Raw genomic sequence first — 15,849 nt, 5'->3', positions numbered from 1 at the left:
TCCGCCGTGTCACCCGTGCGCGGCGCTGACCATATAGTCGACCGCCGCCTTCATTTCATCGTCCTTCAGCACGGCGTTGCCGCCGCGCGGGGGCATCATCTTGAAGCCGTTGAGGGCGCTGTTGTACAGCGTTTCCATGCCCTTGGCGGTGCGCGGCTGCCACGCCGCCACGTCGCCGAACTTGGGCGCGCCCAGCACCCCGGCGCCGTGGCAGGACAGGCAATTGGCGCCGTAAATTTTTTCGCCCTTGGCCAGGACGGCGGCGCTGGCGGCCGGCGCCGGCGCCGCCGCCGGTGCGGCGGCCGGCGCCGCTTCGTGGGGGCGCGCCGGCGCGCTGGCCGAAGCGCTGGCGGTGGCCGGAGCCTTGTCGCCGCAGCCGGCCAGCGCCGCCGCGATAAGAAGTGCGGAGAAGGTATAGGTGTTCATGATGTTATTGCCTTTAATGTAAAAATTATCGTTGAAGCGGCCGGGGGCAGACCCTCGGGATCCGACCCCAGGGTCACGCCCTTGGTGTGAAATACGCGCCGGCGCCGTCAGCGCGACATCGTCGTGTCATGCACGACGCCGCCGTCCAGGCTGGCCATATCGGTGCTAATCTGCTCGAAACGCAGGATCTTGCCCCCCTCCTTCCGCACGAACGCCTGGGCCTCGTGTTCGCTGGAAAACGCGCCGAAGGTTGGCCCCATCGAGCCCGTTTTGGCGCTGCCGGCGACGTAAATGGCGCTCTTGGCGTCGATCCAATGACCGCTCGGATGCTCCCAGTCGGTCTTGCCCATGTCCTGCACGAACACCCCGGTGGCGCTGCGCAGCCGCTCGGGCGCGCCCAGCGCCGTGAACAGCTCCATCAAGTCGCAAAAGAACTCCGGTTTGCCCTCGGCGTAATGGATCTGCGCCTTGGGGCCGGCGAAGTCCTTCAGCAGCATGCCGTCGAGCACGCAGGCGGTGGCGGCGCCCGGTTCCTCGGCCAGCGCCTTCGGCACGGCCTGGCCGCAGGCGGCCAGCAGCGCCAGCGAGGCCAGCGCGGCGCGGGTGCCGCGCTTGAAGCGGCCAATTGGGTTGCGGGGCGATATCACTTGAATCTCCAGTGAGCGATGAAAAAGGGGCCGGCGACCCAGGCCAGCATGATGCCGGTCAGGACCGCGGGATCGGTCAGGCCGTCCGGCATCACCGTGGCCAGGCCGTACATGGTTTGCACCTGCCGCGAGCTGAACATGTTCAGCAGGCGGAACACGTCGGCCGGGTTCAGCATCAGCAGGCCGGCGAACACGGCGCTGCCGAGATTGCCCTTGCTCAGCACAAGCAAGCCCATCAGCAGCAAATCGAAAATCAGCACGAAAAAGAACCACAGCGCGATCGCCATGCCGCTGGCGCGCATGCGGTCGCGGGCGATCACCGAGACCCACAGCGACAGGCTCAGGAAGGCCATCCCCATCAGAATGGCCGAGCCGACGAAGCCGGCGTAGTGGTACAACTCGCGGCTGGCGATGTGCTTGGCCAGCGGCAGCAGGCCGGCGCCGAAGCCGGCCGCCGTGGCGCCGGCCAGCGCGGCCGACAAGCCCAGGTATTTGCCCAGCAAAATCTCAAAGCGGGTGATCGGCATCGACAGCAGCAATTCCAGCGAACCGCGCTCGCGCTCGCCGACCACGGCGTCGTACCCGAGGATCACGGCGATCAGCGGCACCAGATAAATAACCAGGCTGACCAGGCTGGCGACCGTCACCTCGATGCCCTGGAAGCCGACCGCGCCCTGCTGGGCGCCGCCGAACCAGGCGATCGCCAGCGCGAACAGCGCGAAGATCAGCGCCACCGCCAGCACCCACCAGTTGCGGATGCGCTCGCGCCACTCCTTGGCGGCGATGACGCCGACCTGCGACCAGTCAACGCGGCTGAACATGGCGCCCCCCGTAACCGAGGAACAAGTCTTCCAGCGACGGCTCGTGGACGACGACGTCGCGCGCGCCGCAGTCCGGCGCCAGCAGGCGGCGCAGCACCTCGACCTTTTGCGCCGGCAGGCAGGCCACCCGCGCGGCGCTTCCGGCCACGCTGATCCGCAGCCCGTCCAGCGGCGCCAGCGCAACGCGCAGCGCGGCCTCGTGGCCGGGCGCCAGCGTCAACTCGATATGCGAGGGCAGCACCTGCCGCGCGCGCAATTGCGCCAGCGTACCCTGCGCCGCGACGCGGCCGTTCCGCAACATCAGCAGGCGGTCGACCCGTTCCTGGATCTCGGCCAAAATATGCGAGGTGATGATAATGGTGGCCCCCTCGCCTTGCACCTGGCGCAGGATCTGGTAGAAATCGTGGATGCCCTGCGGGTCCAGGCCGTTGGTCGGCTCGTCGAGGAAGATCAGGTCGGGCTGGCCCAGCAGCGCCTGGGCGAAGCCGAGGCGCTGGCGCATGCCCTTCGAATAGCCGCGCACGCGGCGCCCGCCCGCCTGGTCCAGGCCGACGCGCGCCAGTAGCGCCGCGCAAGTCGAGCGCGGCACCCGTTTGAGGTCGGCGAACAGCTGCAATACCTCCAGCCCGCTCAAGTTGTCGTAGGTGACGAAGCTTTCCGGCAGATAGCCGATGCGCCGCCGCACCGCCCTGGCGTCGGCGCCGCCTGTCGGCACGCCGTGCACCCGCACCGCGCCGGCGCTTGGCTCGGCCAGCCCCAGCATCAGCTTGAACAGCGTGCTCTTGCCGGCGCCGTTCGGGCCGATCAGACCGAACATCTCGCCCGGCGCCACCGCCAGACTGACGTCGTCGAGGGCATGGACTTCGCCATACCACTTGCTCACGCCGGCCACCTCGACCGCGGCGGGCTTGTTCGTATTCTCAGCGTTTCTCATTCCAGCGTTTCCAATCCGTATATAAAGGTTGCATGCGCGGGTGCTTGTCGACGATGCTGGGCGCGCGCAGCAGCGGAAACTGGCGCGCCACGAAGCGCAGGCTCTGCACCGACGGGCTGCTCAGCAGCAGCTTCACCAGCGGGTATTGCCAATGCAGCCGGTCGACCACGTCGTTGGCCTCGTAGGCGACGTCGCCGCGGCCGTCGCCGTCCTGGTCCCAGCCGCTGTAATTGCCCCAGTAATTGCCCTGCTCGCGGCCCCACTCGACGTCGCGCGCGGCGACGTACTTGATCTGCTCGCGGTTGCCGATGAAGTCGTTGCCGTCGACCTGGTTGTTGGCGGAGCCGGCCGTCAGGTGCACGCCGACGCGGTTGTCGATGACCAGGTTGCGCCGCACCACGTTGTACTCGGCGTCGTAGATGAAAAAGCCGCGGCCGTTGCCCGACACCACGTTGTGCTCGATCAGCGAATCCTGGATGGTGCGCAGCATGATGCCGTGGTCGCTATTGCCCCAGGCGACGTTGTGGCGCACCGTCAGATTGCGCACCTCCATCAGCGCCAGCCCGCCGCGGTTCAGATACGACTCGTTGTATTCCCACACGCTATGGTCGGTGTTCATATAGTGGGTGCCGTAGCGCAGATGGTGGATCTTGTTGCCGCGGAACAGAGCGTGCTTCGACAGGTCGACATAAATGCCGTCGCGCGTGAAACTGATGTTGTTGTCGAGGATTTGCGCGCCGCTGGTGTTGAACACCTGGATGCCGTTGCCGCGCGCCGCCGACAACAGGTCGCGCTTGCCGGTGATGGTGTTGCCGACCACCCGGGCGTCCTTCAGGTTTTCCAGCCACACGCCGAACAGGTTGTAGACCAGCGCGCAGTCGCGCACCAGCGCGCGGTCCGAACCCGGCTCGACATACACGCCGGCGTTCTGCGCGCCCAGGTCGCTGCCGCTGTCGCGGATGACGAAGCCGCGGATGCTGACGTCGGCCGCGCGCACGCGGATCACGTCGCCGCTGCCCCGCCCGCTGATGGTGGGCCGCTCCAGCCCCTCCAGCGTCAGCGCCTTGTCGATCAACAAATGCCCGGCGTAGACGCCGCGCGCCACCCGCACCGTGTCGCCCGGCCGCGCCGCCGCGATGGCCGCGGCGATCGACCCGCCGGGCTTGACCAACAGGACGGCGGCGCCGGCGCCGGCGCCGGCGCCAAGCCACAAGGCCAGCACGGCGGCGAGAACACGGCAAAGGCGCACGGTCGAGGGCACGATTACTCCTCCGGCGCCGGCTTGGCGGCCAGCGCGGCGACCTTGTCCGACAGCGCGCCACGGACCCGTTCGAGCGGGATGAAATAGCCGCCGGCGTTGATCGCCGTCAGCGGCTGGCCGGCCTTCTCGCGCACCTTGCGCTCCTTCACCAGCGGCGGGCAGGCGTGGTCGTCGTAATACATCACCATGCAATCGAGGCAGGCCATGCACTCCATCTGGTCGATCTTGCCGGCGGCGTCGATGGCGTGCGAACCGCAGCCGGCGGCGCAGGCGTGGCAGCTCTGGCACTCGGCCTTGCGCTTGAGGCCGAACAGGCGGAACTTGCCCGGAATCGCCAAGCCGGCGCCGAGCGGGCAAAGGTACTTGCAGTACGGCCGCTCGCTGAAGAAGGACCAGCCCAGGATGGCGCCGATAAACAGCCAGAACGGCCAGGTGCGGTTCCACACGCCGACCAGGAAAGTGGTCTTGAACGGCTCGATCTCGGCCAGCTTCTCGGCCGTTTCCATTGAAAAGAACGACACCCCGAGCAGGCCCAGGAAGATACCGTACTTGAGCCAGCGCAGCTTGTCGTGCAGCGGCTTGGGCAGCAGCTTCTGGAAGCGCTTCAAGCCCAGCCGTTTGCCGGCGCTCAGCGCCAGCTGCTGCAGCGAACCGAACGGGCACAACCAGCCGCAGAACACCCCGCGGCCCCACACCAGCACGGTGATGATGATGAACCACCAGAAAACGAAGATGAACGGGTCCGACAGGAACAGCTCCCATTTCCACTGGTTGATCAGCGAATGGAACCACGTCATCACCTGGGTGATGCTGGGCTGCGCCTTCAGGTAAAAGCCGAGGAAGCCGACGCTGGCGAGCCACAGCACATGCCGCGGCACGCTGATCCACGGCTTGCTTTTACGGGTGGAACGGCGCACCAGCGCGTCGCGGCGGGCATACCACACGGCGGTGAACGCCAGCAGCAGCGCGAACAGCCCGATCTCGACCTTGCGCGCGCTCCAGATCGCCTTCCACGCCGGCCGCGGCCGCTCCACGTGCGGCCGGCCACCCTCCAGATAGCGCGCCGGCAGCCAGAATTCCCGGTCGAAATGGACGAAGGTCTTGCCGCCGCTTTGCTGGTCGGCCTTGTTGGCCAGCACCGTCAACTGCCACGGCCAGGCCGGATTGAAGTTGGCCGAGCGGACGATGAAAATCGCCGACTCCTTGAAACCCGGCACGTCGGCCGGCTGCAGATGGTACAGATTCAGGTAGTCGGTGTCGCGGAAGGTGAACGTCACGGGGTCCTGGCGCACCTGCACGCGGTCGTAGATGCCGCCGCGCACGAAGCCCGAACCCTTGAACGACTCCTGGCCGTTGGCGACGATGAAGATCGCGTGCTCGTCTGGCTTCAAATCGGCCATCAGGCGCGCGTAGCCGTGCTCGCCGAGCAGGCTGGCGCCCAGCGCCGGCGCGTTCAGGTAGCCGAAATACGCATCCATATACGGGCGCGAACGGTCGGCCGCGCCGGCCTCGTCGGCCGAAATGAGCAGGCGCTGCACGCTGCCCTCCTTGAGCATCGCGGCCCAGTCCAACGCGCCCTTGACGGCGGTAAAGCGGGCCGGCGGCCGCGGCGTGCTCTTAATGATACCGACCTGGCGGCCGATCTCGTAGGCGCTGCGCGAAATAACCTGGTTTTCGGCGATCACGGTGACGGTGGCGCCGCTGATGGCGTCCAGGCCGACGGCGCCCTGCTCGTCCTGGCCGCGGCCGATCACCAGCTTGGCGTCGGCGCGCTTGCCGACATACTGGGCGATGAACTTCAGCAGCGCCGACTCGGGTATGCCGGCCAGCAGGATCGGTTCGGAATGCTTGAGCACGCGCACGCCGGTGATGACGCCGCCGGTGTCCATGCCGATCAAAGTCACCACCGGCTTGCCGGAATAGGCGGGAATGTCGACCACGTCGGTCGACAGGAACACATAGCCGACCAGGCGCGGCTTGCCGTTTTCGACGGCGAAGGCGTCGACATAGGTCGGCGCCCCCTTGCGCTTGGAGAATTGCCGGGCGGCCGGCATCACGTCGCGGCAGGGCGCGGCGGCGCACAGGTCCTCGCCGCGCAGCAATTGCGCGGACAGCTCGGCGTCGTACACGGTGGCGCCGGCGGGCGGCGCGAACAGCGCGAAGGCCAGCAGCAGCAGCGGCGCCGCGCGAAACAGCTGCGGCAGGCGGCGCGATAGGTCGGCGATAGAAGTCATATGGGGAACACCGTGAAGGCGCCGCGAACGTCAAAAAAAAACCACCGGCAACAAGCCGGGGTCAGACCCCCGCGGCGATACACCATCAGCCCTCGACCAGCAGGCGGCTGCGCATTTCCAAATGCAGCGCGTGGCAGAAGTGGGTGCAATACACCCAGAAGGCGCCGGCGTGGTCGGCCTTGAACGTGACCGACTTGGTTTCCTGCGGGTTGACGATGAAGTTGACGTTGAAGGTCGGAATCGCGCAGCCGTGCGTCAAGTCTTCCACCTTGTCGTGGTTGGTCAGGGTGATGGTCACCTCGTCGCCCTTCTTCACCTTGATCACCGGCATGCTGAACGACGGCGCCTGCGACATCATGTAGACGAACACCTTGTTGCCCTTGCGTTCGATGCGCGAATCGGCCGGCGTCTTGACCGCGTTCGGGAAGTCGTCCATGTTGTAGATCTGGCGCGTCTTGACGACGTCGCGGCGCACGATGATGCCGTCGTGCGGCTCCGGATACGCGGTGTGGTCGGCGATCATCACCATCTTCTCGCCGCTGATGTTGATCAGCTGCTCGGTCTCGGCGTGCAGCGGGCCGACCGGCAGGAAGCGGTCCTTGGAGAACTTGTTGCCCGAGTTGAAGTACTTGCCGTCCGCCTCCTTGGTTTCGCCCATCGACGAATAACCGTGGCCGGGCTGGTAATGCACGTCCATCCGGTCGATTACGACCTTGGCCTTCTTGTCGCCCTTGAAGTGGGCGATGGCGGCGGCGACGTTCCACTTGACGACCTGGCTGTCGAGGAACAGCGAGGTATAGGCGTTGCCCTTGCCGTCGAAACCGGTGTGCAGCGGACCGAGGCCGATTTCCGGCTCGGCCACGACGGCGGCGCGCTCGTCCTTGAGTTCGCCGGCGAACCATTTCTGCACCAGCGCCAGCTCGATCACGGTGGCGGTCGGCGACAGCTTGCCGGCGCAGACGAAATACTTGCCGTCCGGCGAGGCGTTGACGCCGTGCGGATTCTTGCCGACCGGCACATAGCAGGTGACCGCGGTTTTCGGGTCGGCGTTGGCGGCCTTGCGGCCGTCGACCACCGGCACCTTCGAGGTGCCGATGGTGCTGAACTTGCCGTCCTTGACCATCCGCTCGACCCGGGCGACGTCGAAGAACACGCAGGCGTCGCGCTCGGCGGCCATCATGCCGGCCAAGTCGGCCGCGCCCTCGACGTTGTACTGGTTCGACGCGGCCAGTTTGCCGTCGTACGAGGTGGCGACCAGATCCATATTGCCGTCCACCCGCACCTGCCAGCGCACCTCCATCGTGGCGGCGTCGACGCAGCTAAACAGACAGCCCCACTTGCTCGGGTCGTCCAGGTCGCGGCCGTCGTTTGGCAGCGGGATGTGGAACTCGGAACCGCAGAACACGCGCGTGGTGTAATTGATCTTGGCGTCGAGCGGATCGCACTTGTCGGGGAAAATGCCGTGGAAGCCCATCACGTTCGGCAACTCGGTGATCTTGTCGCACTCCATCGTGTCCATGCGGATGCGCGCGATGCGCGAATGGATCTTGTCGTTGATGAACAGCCAGCGGCCGTCGTAGCTGCCGTCCTTGTAACTGCCGTGGACATGGTGGGTGTCGCCGGTGGTGTACTTCAGGCTGCCATCGGCCTTGGTGCCCATGATCGCCTTCGACTCGTTGGTGATGCCCCAGCCGACCATCGGGTCGATGTTGAACACCGGGATGCGGCGCAGCGTGCGCCCGGAGGGCACGCCCATGATGCGCGCCTCGCCGGAGTGGCCGCCGCTGGAGAAATGGTAATAGTCGTCGAGCTGGCCCGGCGCGACCTCGTGGCCGAGCGCCTGCGGCGAAGCGGCCGCCGCGGCGGGTCCACCGGCGGCCTTGGCGGGCGCGTCCTCGTCCTTGCAGCCGGCCAGGCCCAGCGTCAGCCCGGCGCCGGTCAGGCCCAGCAAGGCGCTCTTGCCGAGGAAATTGCGGCGGTTCGGTTGCTGCGGCACAGCGTCGTCGGCGTTCGGTTTTTTGGGCACGGCATCCATCGGTAGTTCTCCAATCGGCATCAAAAATGGGGGCGTTCACAGCAGACAAAGCTTATGCCTGGGAGCAAGCACGCACCATTGGCCAGAGGGGACCGTTTGGGAGAATCAAAATGGCTAGGGTGGCGGCCGGAAGAACTAGCGGCGGCGGCGCGGGGGTAGACTGGAAGAACTAACGGGCGGCGATAAAACAAATAAAACCAAGGGCGCAACCCGACCCCGGAGTCGGCCCCTCGGGGTCCGACACCGGCTCTTTTCCCTTGGTGGGTTTTGGGCGCCGCCGCGCCCGCCAAGATGGCGGGCGCGGCCATGGTTCAAGCGGCCTGGCGCGACGGCGCCGCCGCCAATGTCGCCAGTTCGGCGCGCAGGCGCAGCGCCTCGGCGTCGACCTTGGCCAGGTGCGCCAGCTTGACGTGGCCGTAGCCGCGCACCTGCTCCGGCAGTTGCGCCAGTTTCAGCAGGACGGCGCGGTTGTCGCCGCACAGCGTGGCGCAGATTTCGTCGACCAGGGCGAAGTAGCCGTCGCGCAGCGCGCGCTCGCGGCGCCGCTCGGCGCTGTAACCGAAGACGTCGAGCGGCGTGCCGCGCAACACCTTCAGCGGCGCCAGCGCGCGCAACAGCGGCAGCACCCAGGCGCCGACGCGGATCTTGCGCGGCACCTCCGAACCCGGCTTTTTGCGCGCCAGCAGCGGCGGCGCCAGGTGGAACTCCAGCTTGAAGTCGCCGCCGAACGCGGCGTCGAGCTGCTCGCGGAAGGCCGGCGCCGCGTGCAGGCGCGCCACCTCGAACTCGTCCTTGTAGGCCATCACCTTGAACAGGTAGCGCGCCGCCGCCTTCGCCAGCGGCGTCTTCGACTCTTCGCCGTCGAGCGCGCGCTCCTTCTGTTCGACGCGCGCCACCGCGTCCAGGTAGCGCTGCGCGTAGCGGCGGTCCTGGTATTGCTCCAGGCGCGCGGCGCGCGAGGCCACGGTCTGTTCCAGCGAGGCCGGCGCGGTGAATTGGATCACCTTGGCGCGGCCCGGCGTCAGCCGTTCCAGCGCGGCGCCGGCGGCGTCGGCGGCGGCCAGGCGGCCCAGCGTGAAAGCCTTCTTGTTCATCTCGACGGCGACGTTGTTCAACTCGATCGCCCGCAGCAGCGCCGGCAGGCCGACCGGCACCAGCCCGCGCTGCCAGGCGTAGCCCAGCATCAGCATGTTGGCGGCGATCGGCTCGCCCAGCAGGCGCGTGGCGGTGTCCTGGGCGTCGAGCGCGTCGACCTGGGCGGCGCCGACGGCCCGCCGCAGCTGGGCGAACAAGCCGGCCATGTCGTTGCTGGCGTCCGGGTTGCGGGTGAAGGCGGCGGTGGGGATTTCGCGCTCGTTGGCGACGACCCGGGTATGCCCGTGGCGCATCACCGCCAGCGCGTCCGGCATCGACGCGACCACCAGGTCGCAGGCCAGGATGGCGTCGGCCTGTTGCAGGTCGATGCGCACCTGGTTCAGCGCCGCCGGCGAGGCGGCGATGCGCACATGCGACATCACCGCGCCGCCCTTTTGCGCGAAGCCCATGAAGTCCAGCGTCGAGGCGCCCTTGCCCTCCAGGTGCGCGGCCATCGTCACCAGCGCGCCGATGGTGACGACGCCGGTGCCGCCGACGCCGGCCACCAGGATTTCAAACGGCTTGTGGAAGGCGGCCGGCGGCGGCGCGGCGTAGGCCGCGACCGCGCGCTCCAGCTCGGCCAGCTCGAGCTTGGCGGCGGCCGGTTTTTTCATCTGCCCGCCCAGTACCGAGACGAAGCTCGGGCAAAAGCCCTCGACGCAGGAATAGTCCTTGTTGCACGAGGCTTGTTCGATCTGCCGCTTGCGGCCCAGTTCGGTTTCCAGCGGCAGGATCGACAGGCAGTTCGACTGCACGCCGCAGTCGCCGCAGCCTTCGCACACTTCGGGGTTGATCACCATGCGCCGCGCCGGGTCCGGGAACTCGGTGTGGGTGGCGGTGTTTTTCTTGCGCCGGCGCCGCTTCTCGGCGGCGCAGGTCTGGTCGTACACCAGCACGGTGACGCCCTCGATGTCGCGCAACTGGCGCTGCACCAGGTCGAGTTCGGCGCGCTCGTGCAGGGTGACGCCGGCCGGCAGCGTGACGCCGTCGTAGTTGCCGGTGTCGTCGGTGACCACCACCACCTTCAACGCGCCCTCGGTCAGCACCTGCTGGACGATTTGCGGCACCGACAGGGTGCCGTCGACCGGCTGGCCGCCGGTCATGGCGACGGCGTCGTTGTAGAGGATTTTGTAGGTAATGTTGGTGCGCGCGGCGATGGCCTGGCGCACCGCCAGGAAGCCGGAGTGGAAATAGGTGCCGTCGCCGAGGTTCTGGAACACGTGCTTCTTGCCGACGAAGCGCGAGGCCGCGACCCAGGTCACGCCCTCGCCGCCCATTTGCGTCAGGTTGTTGGTGTCGCGCTCCATCCAGGTGGCCATGAAGTGGCAGCCGATGCCGGCCAGCGCGGTGCTGCCCTCGGGCACCTTGGTCGAGGTGTTGTGCGGACAGCCGGAGCAGAAGTACGGCGTGCGCACCGCGCCGGACGGGTCGGCGCGCAGGTCGGCGGCGCAAAAGTCCGGCAGATAGCGCTGCAAATGCAGCTCGGGCAGGTGCGGCGCCAGCCAGCGCACCAGCGCCGGGGCGATGCGCGAGGGCCGCAATTCGCCGATCGCCGCCAGCAGCGGCGCGTTGCGCGTGTCGGCCTTGCCCAGCACCTGCGGGCGGTTTTCCTGCGGCAGGTTGTAGAACAGGTTTTTCAACTGTTGTTCGATGATCGGGTCCTTTTCCTCGACCACCAAAATCTCGCGCAGGCCGTCGGCGAAGGCGGCCAGGCGGTTCGGCTCCAGCGGCCAGGTCAGCCCCGGCTTGTACAGGCGGATGCCGAACTGGTTCAGGCGCTCGACGTCCAGGCCCATGCGCTGCAAGGCTTCCAGCAAGTCGAGGTAGGCCTTGCCGGCGCTGACGATGCCCAGCGTGGCGCCGGGCGCCCGCGCCACCAGGCGGTCGATTGAATTGGCGCGCGCGAAGGCCTGCACGGCGTTGAGTTTTTCGGCGACGCGCTGCTCGATCTTCAGGCTCGGCAGGTCGGGCCAGCGGTAGTCCAGGCCGTCGGCCGGGAACACGTAGTCGTCCGGCAGGCGGTATTGCGGCATGCCCGGCAGGTCGACGACGGCGCCGCCCTCGACGGTTTCGGAAATGGCCTTGAAGCCGACCCAGTTGCCGGAATAGCGCGACAGCGCCCAGCCGTACAGGCCGAATTCGAGGTATTCCTGGATGTTCGACGGGTTGATGACCGGCATGCTCCAGGCGATCAGCGCCTGTTCGCTCTGGTGCGGCATCGACGAGGACACGCAACCGTGGTCGTCGCCCAGCACCACCAGCACGCCGCCGTGCTTCGAGGAGCCGTAGGCGTTGCCGTGCTTGAGGGCGTCGCCGGAGCGGTCCACGCCCGGCCCCTTGCCGTACCACATGGCGAAGACGCCGTCGACCTTGCGGGTCGGGTCGCTTTCAACCTGCTGCGAGCCGAGCACGGCGGTCGCGCCCAGGTCTTCATTGATGGCCGGCAGGAATTCGACGCCGTGCTCTTGCAACAGCTTCTTGGCGCGCCACATCTCCTGGTCGACCGCGCCCAGCGGCGAGCCGCGGTAGCCGCTGACGAAACCGGCGCTGTTCAGGCCGCTCGCCGCGTCCAGCTTTTTTTGCATCACCAGCAAGCGCACCAGCGCCTGGGTGCCGGTCAGGAACACCCGCCCGCTTTCGCGCTTGAGGTTGTCGCTGAGGCGGTAATCCGGGTCCGCCAGCGCCACCGCCACGTCCAACTTGTCTCCGTTCGATTGCATTTTTCTACCCTTTGCGAGAGCGCCCTGTGGGCATTATTAAGTAGAGAAATGATAGTGCTGGGGACGCGGATAAATATTCCTATCTCACCGGCTTTCTGATAGATTTCGGATAAGCATACTCGTTTACAGGCTAAACATGAAAAACCATCCCCTCGATGCGGCATCCCTCAAAATACTCGCGGAGTTGCAGAAAAACAGCCGTATCTCGACCGCCGAGCTGGCCGAAAAGGTCGGTCTGTCGGCCACGCCGTGCTGGCGCCGGCAAAAGGAATTGGAGGACAACGGCTACATCAAGCGCTACGCCGCCATCGTCGACCGGCGCAAGGTCGGGCTGATGGTGTGCTGCCTGGCGAACGTGTCGCTGAACCGCCACTCGGCCGAGGTGGTGGCGGCGTTCGAGAGCGCGATGCAGGCCCGCAGCGAGGTCGTCGAATGCTACGAAACCACCGGCTCCGACTATATGGTGAAGGTGGTGGTGCCGGACATGGACGCGTACCAAAACTTTCTGCACGACGTGCTGTTCAAACTGCACGGCGTGGCCCAGGTCAACACCAGCGTGACGATGCGCGAGGTGAAGTACGAAACGGCGTTGCCGCTGTAGCGGCGCCCCCAAGCGCACTCATCTGTTTGATAGCGTACATACCGCCGCCGAAGGCGCCGGCAAGATGCAGGCTCACCCAACCAGGAGCCGCCATGAAAACCACGCCGCACGACGCCATCGCCATGCTGGTCGACGACCACAAGAAAGTGACATCCTTGTTCGCCCAATTCGACGCCTTGAGCGACCGCTCAACAGTGAGCAAAAAAAAGATCGCCGACCAGATCTGCCGCGAATTGACCATCCATGCCCAGCTGGAAGAAGAAGTGTTCTATCCGGCGGTGCGCAAACCGATCAAGGACGGCGACTTGATGGACGAGGCGTTGGTCGAGCACGCCAGCGCCAAAGACCTGATCGCCCAGATCATGGACATGGATCCGGGCGACGCGCTATACGACGCCAAAGTCAAGGTGCTGTCCGAGCAGATCGAGCACCACGTCGGCGAGGAGGAAGGCGAGATGTTTCCGAAAGTGCGAGACAGCAAGGTGGACCTGGGCGCGCTGGGCGAGGAAATGGCCGCGTTCAAGCAGCAGTTGGAGGCGGCCGTCGCGTAAGCGCCGCCGCGCGCGGTTGGCCGCGCCGGCGCCGCGCCGCGGGCTGTTACAACTGCCGCGCCAGATACGCCGCCGTGCGGCTACGCTTCGACGCCGCCACCAGCGCCGGCGTGCCCGCCGCGACCACGCGGCCGCCGTCCTCGCCGGCGCCGGGACCGATGTCGATGACCCAATCGCATTCCGCCACCACGCGCATATTGTGCTCGACCACGACCACGGTGTTGCCGGCCTCGACCAGCCGCCCCAATTGCGCCATCAACCGGTCGACGTCGGCCGGGTGCAGGCCGTTGCTCGGCTCGTCGAGCACGTACAGCGTGTCGCCGCGGCTGGCGCGCTGCAATTCGGTGGCCAGCTTGATGCGTTGCGCTTCGCCGCCGGACAGTTCGGTGGCTGGCTGGCCCAGGCGCAGATAGCCCAGGCCGACCTCGCGCAACACCTCCAGCGCGTGGCGCAGCGGCGCCTCGTCGGCGAAAAAATCCCGGGCGGCGTCGACCGTCAGCGCCAGCACCTCGGCGATGTTCAGGTCGCGGTAACGGACCGCCAGCGTGGCGTCGTTGTAGCGCGCGCCGCGGCAGGCGGCGCACGGCGCGTACACGCTCGGCAGGAACAGCAGTTCGACCATGACGAAGCCCTCGCCGGCGCAGACCTGGCAGCGCCCTTTGGCGACGTTGAATGAAAAACGCCCGGCGTCGTAATGGCGCGCGCGCGCCGCTTGCGTCGCGGCGAACAGCTTGCGCACGTGGTCGAACAAGCCGGTGTAGGTGGCCAGGTTGGAGCGCGGCGTGCGGCCGATCGGCTTTTGGTCGACCTGCACCAGCCGGCGCAGCGTCGCCATGCCCTCGCTGATGTGCCCCTCCAGAGGCGCCGCCGGCGCCAACGGCGCGGCGCCGTCGGCTTCGGCCTCGCCCTCGGCGGCTGGCGCCGGCTGGCCCAGCCGCGCAGCCACCAGGCCGGCCAGCGCCTGGCTCACCAGGCTCGACTTGCCGGAACCGGACACGCCGGTGACGCCGCACAGCGCGCCCAGGGGAAAGGCGGCGTCGACGCCGCGCAGGTTGTGTTCGCGGGCGCCGCGCACCCGTACCATGCCGTCGGCGCCGGCGGGCGCCGCGAGCGCGACCGTTTTGCGCCCGGCGCCGCGCATCAAGCGCCCGCCAGCGACACGTAGGCCATCGTCGCCACAGCGGCGGCCATGACGCCGGTGCATAGCCAGCCCAGCACGGCCAAACGGCGCGAGATGGTCAGCCGGCCCATGACGTCGGCGCGCGCGGCCATCAGCATCATCACCGCCATGATCGGCACCGAGATCACGCCGTTGATCACCGCGCTCCAGTACAAGGCCTGGAACGGATCGATCTTGGTGAAACACAGCGCCACGCCGATCAGGGTCGACAGTACGACGATGCCGTAGAACTCCTTCGCCACGGATGGCCGCAACGCCAGACTGTTTTTCCATTTGAACGCGCCCGCGACGGCGTAGGCGGCCGAGCCGGCGAGCACCGGCACCGCCAGAAGGCCGGTGCCGATGATGCCGACGCTGAACAGGACGAAGGCGAATTCGCCGGCGACCGGGCGCAGCGCGTTGGCCGCGTCGGCCGCCGAGCCGATGTCGGTGAGGCCGTGGGCATGCAAGGCCAATGCGCTGGTGAGCATGATGAAGAAAGCCACCAGGTTGGAGAAGGCCATGCCGGCAAAGGTGTCGACCTTGATGCGTTGGAAATTGGCAGGGGCCAGTTCGGGCGCTTTTCTCAACGCCCGGGCGCGCGGGTCGGCGTTCAGGTCTTCCACCTCCTGCGAGGCTTGCCAAAAAAACAGATAGGGACTGATGGTGGTGCCGAACAAGGCCACGACCGTGGTGACGTAGGCGCGGTCCCATTGCAGTTGCGGCAGCAGCGTACTGCGCGCCACGTCGGCCCAGGGTATGTTCAGCGCCATCGCGGCGGCGAAATAGGCCAGTAGCGCCAGGGTCAGCCATTTCAGGATGCGCACATAGCGGCCGTAGGGCACGCATAGCTGCAGCAGTATGGACACAAGACCGAAGCCGAGGGCGAACAGATGGGCCGGACCGGGAACCAGCAGCGCCAGCGCCTGCCCCATCGCGGCGACGTCGGCCGCGATGTTAATGGTATTGGCGACCAGCAGCAGCCCGACGATCGCATGGAGCAGCCACGCGGGGTAGTGGCGGCGGATGTTGGTGGCCAGGCCGTGCCCGCTGACGCAGCCGATTTTCGCGCTGACGATTTGTATGCCAACCATTAAGGGATAGGTGAACAAGATCGTCCACAGCAAGCCGAAACCGAATTGCGCGCCGGCCTGCGAATATGTGGCGATGCCGCTCGGATCGTCGTCGGCGGCGCCGGCGATCAGGCCAGGGCCCAATCTCCCCAGCCAAGTTTGCGAAGCCTGTTTTTCCGCGACCTTGCCCGTTGCCGATGCCTGCATGGCGTCCCTTCATTTCCTCGATTGCCCGTTCGTTGAGGCGTCGTTA

Annotated in this window: 11 protein-coding genes and 1 pseudogene; 2 read left to right on the top strand and 10 right to left on the bottom strand. The window is 67.0% G+C overall.

Features of this window, described 5'->3' with window-relative positions; genetic code table 11:
* Nucleotides 1-9: 9 nt before the first annotated feature.
* The 8 genes from JANGC3_RS0124145 to JANGC3_RS0124110 all read right to left on the bottom strand — a co-directional run bounded on the left by JANGC3_RS0124145 (nt 10) and on the right by JANGC3_RS0124110 (nt 12,212).
* The gene (locus tag JANGC3_RS0124145; protein ID WP_017879066.1) at nt 10-426 is read right to left on the bottom strand and encodes a c-type cytochrome; all 417 of its coding nucleotides are present in this window, start codon (nt 424-426) and stop codon (nt 10-12) included.
* Between the two features lie 107 nt (nt 427-533).
* Entirely contained in the window at nt 534-1,073 is a 540-nt protein-coding gene (locus JANGC3_RS0124140; protein WP_017879065.1) for a nitrous oxide reductase accessory protein NosL, read from the bottom strand.
* Nucleotides 1,070-1,894 carry an ABC transporter permease gene (locus JANGC3_RS0124135; RefSeq protein WP_017879064.1) on the bottom strand — a complete coding sequence of 275 codons (825 nt, stop codon included), beginning with the start codon at nt 1,892-1,894 and terminating at the stop codon, nt 1,070-1,072. The genes JANGC3_RS0124140 and JANGC3_RS0124135 overlap by 4 nt, the downstream gene beginning before the upstream one ends.
* Complete coding sequence (locus JANGC3_RS0124130; RefSeq protein ID WP_017879063.1) at nt 1,878-2,828, bottom strand: ABC transporter ATP-binding protein; 951 nt, start codon at nt 2,826-2,828, stop codon at nt 1,878-1,880. Before JANGC3_RS0124130 ends, JANGC3_RS0124135 begins: the two co-directional genes overlap by 17 nt.
* Entirely contained in the window at nt 2,815-4,077 is a 1,263-nt protein-coding gene (locus JANGC3_RS32150; RefSeq protein WP_026133445.1) for a nitrous oxide reductase family maturation protein NosD, read from the bottom strand. Before JANGC3_RS32150 ends, JANGC3_RS0124130 begins: the two co-directional genes overlap by 14 nt.
* 14 nt (nt 4,078-4,091) lie before the next feature.
* A complete protein-coding gene (locus JANGC3_RS0124120) occupies nt 4,092-6,293 on the bottom strand; it encodes a 4Fe-4S binding protein (protein WP_198292096.1) in 2,202 nt (733 codons plus the stop codon).
* Nucleotides 6,294-6,408: 115 nt separating this feature from the next.
* On the bottom strand, nt 6,409-8,358 hold the full coding sequence (gene nosZ / locus JANGC3_RS0124115) for a TAT-dependent nitrous-oxide reductase (RefSeq protein ID WP_017879060.1): 1,950 nt from the start codon (nt 8,356-8,358) through the stop codon (nt 6,409-6,411).
* A 311-nt stretch (nt 8,359-8,669) separates the two neighbouring features.
* Nucleotides 8,670-12,212 (bottom strand): indolepyruvate ferredoxin oxidoreductase family protein, encoded by a 3,543-nt coding sequence (locus JANGC3_RS0124110; RefSeq protein WP_017879059.1) that lies wholly within the window; start codon nt 12,210-12,212, stop codon nt 8,670-8,672.
* Between the two features lie 136 nt (nt 12,213-12,348).
* On the opposite strand from JANGC3_RS0124110, the gene JANGC3_RS0124105 reads away from it, so the two are divergent.
* Both JANGC3_RS0124105 and JANGC3_RS0124100 read left to right on the top strand, forming a co-directional pair.
* The gene (locus tag JANGC3_RS0124105; RefSeq protein WP_017879058.1) at nt 12,349-12,813 is read left to right on the top strand and encodes an Lrp/AsnC family transcriptional regulator; all 465 of its coding nucleotides are present in this window, start codon (nt 12,349-12,351) and stop codon (nt 12,811-12,813) included.
* A gap of 92 nt (nt 12,814-12,905) precedes the next feature.
* Nucleotides 12,906-13,364, top strand: a complete 459-nt coding sequence (locus tag JANGC3_RS0124100; protein ID WP_017879057.1) for a hemerythrin domain-containing protein — start codon at nt 12,906-12,908, stop codon at nt 13,362-13,364.
* Between the two features lie 49 nt (nt 13,365-13,413).
* Here JANGC3_RS0124100 and JANGC3_RS30000 read toward each other — a convergent pair.
* Together JANGC3_RS30000 and JANGC3_RS0124090 are read right to left on the bottom strand one after the other, a co-directional pair.
* Nucleotides 13,414-14,451: pseudogene (locus tag JANGC3_RS30000) on the bottom strand (ATP-binding cassette domain-containing protein); the annotation flags it as partial.
* A gap of 53 nt (nt 14,452-14,504) precedes the next feature.
* Entirely contained in the window at nt 14,505-15,803 is a 1,299-nt protein-coding gene (locus JANGC3_RS0124090; protein WP_026133443.1) for an NRAMP family divalent metal transporter, read from the bottom strand.
* Nucleotides 15,804-15,849: the final 46 nt, after the last annotated feature.

The organism is Janthinobacterium sp. CG3 (assembly GCF_000344615.1).
GTDB lineage: Bacteria > Pseudomonadota > Gammaproteobacteria > Burkholderiales > Burkholderiaceae_D > Janthinobacterium.
Note: the sequence above shows the minus strand (reverse complement) of the source record. Positions and strands in the feature narration are given on the sequence as shown.

Coding starts and splice junctions, on each gene's coding strand:
- JANGC3_RS0124100 (WP_017879057.1), top strand. CDS start 12,906: ATGAAAACCACGCCGCACGACGCCATCGCCATGCTGGTCGACGACCAC.
- JANGC3_RS0124090 (WP_026133443.1), bottom strand. CDS start 15,803: ATGCAGGCATCGGCAACGGGCAAGGTCGCGGAAAAACAGGCTTCGCAA.
- nosZ (WP_017879060.1), bottom strand. CDS start 8,358: ATGGATGCCGTGCCCAAAAAACCGAACGCCGACGACGCTGTGCCGCAG.
- JANGC3_RS0124110 (WP_017879059.1), bottom strand. CDS start 12,212: ATGCAATCGAACGGAGACAAGTTGGACGTGGCGGTGGCGCTGGCGGAC.
- JANGC3_RS0124105 (WP_017879058.1), top strand. CDS start 12,349: ATGAAAAACCATCCCCTCGATGCGGCATCCCTCAAAATACTCGCGGAG.
- JANGC3_RS0124135 (WP_017879064.1), bottom strand. CDS start 1,894: ATGTTCAGCCGCGTTGACTGGTCGCAGGTCGGCGTCATCGCCGCCAAG.
- JANGC3_RS0124145 (WP_017879066.1), bottom strand. CDS start 426: ATGAACACCTATACCTTCTCCGCACTTCTTATCGCGGCGGCGCTGGCC.
- JANGC3_RS0124130 (WP_017879063.1), bottom strand. CDS start 2,828: ATGAGAAACGCTGAGAATACGAACAAGCCCGCCGCGGTCGAGGTGGCC.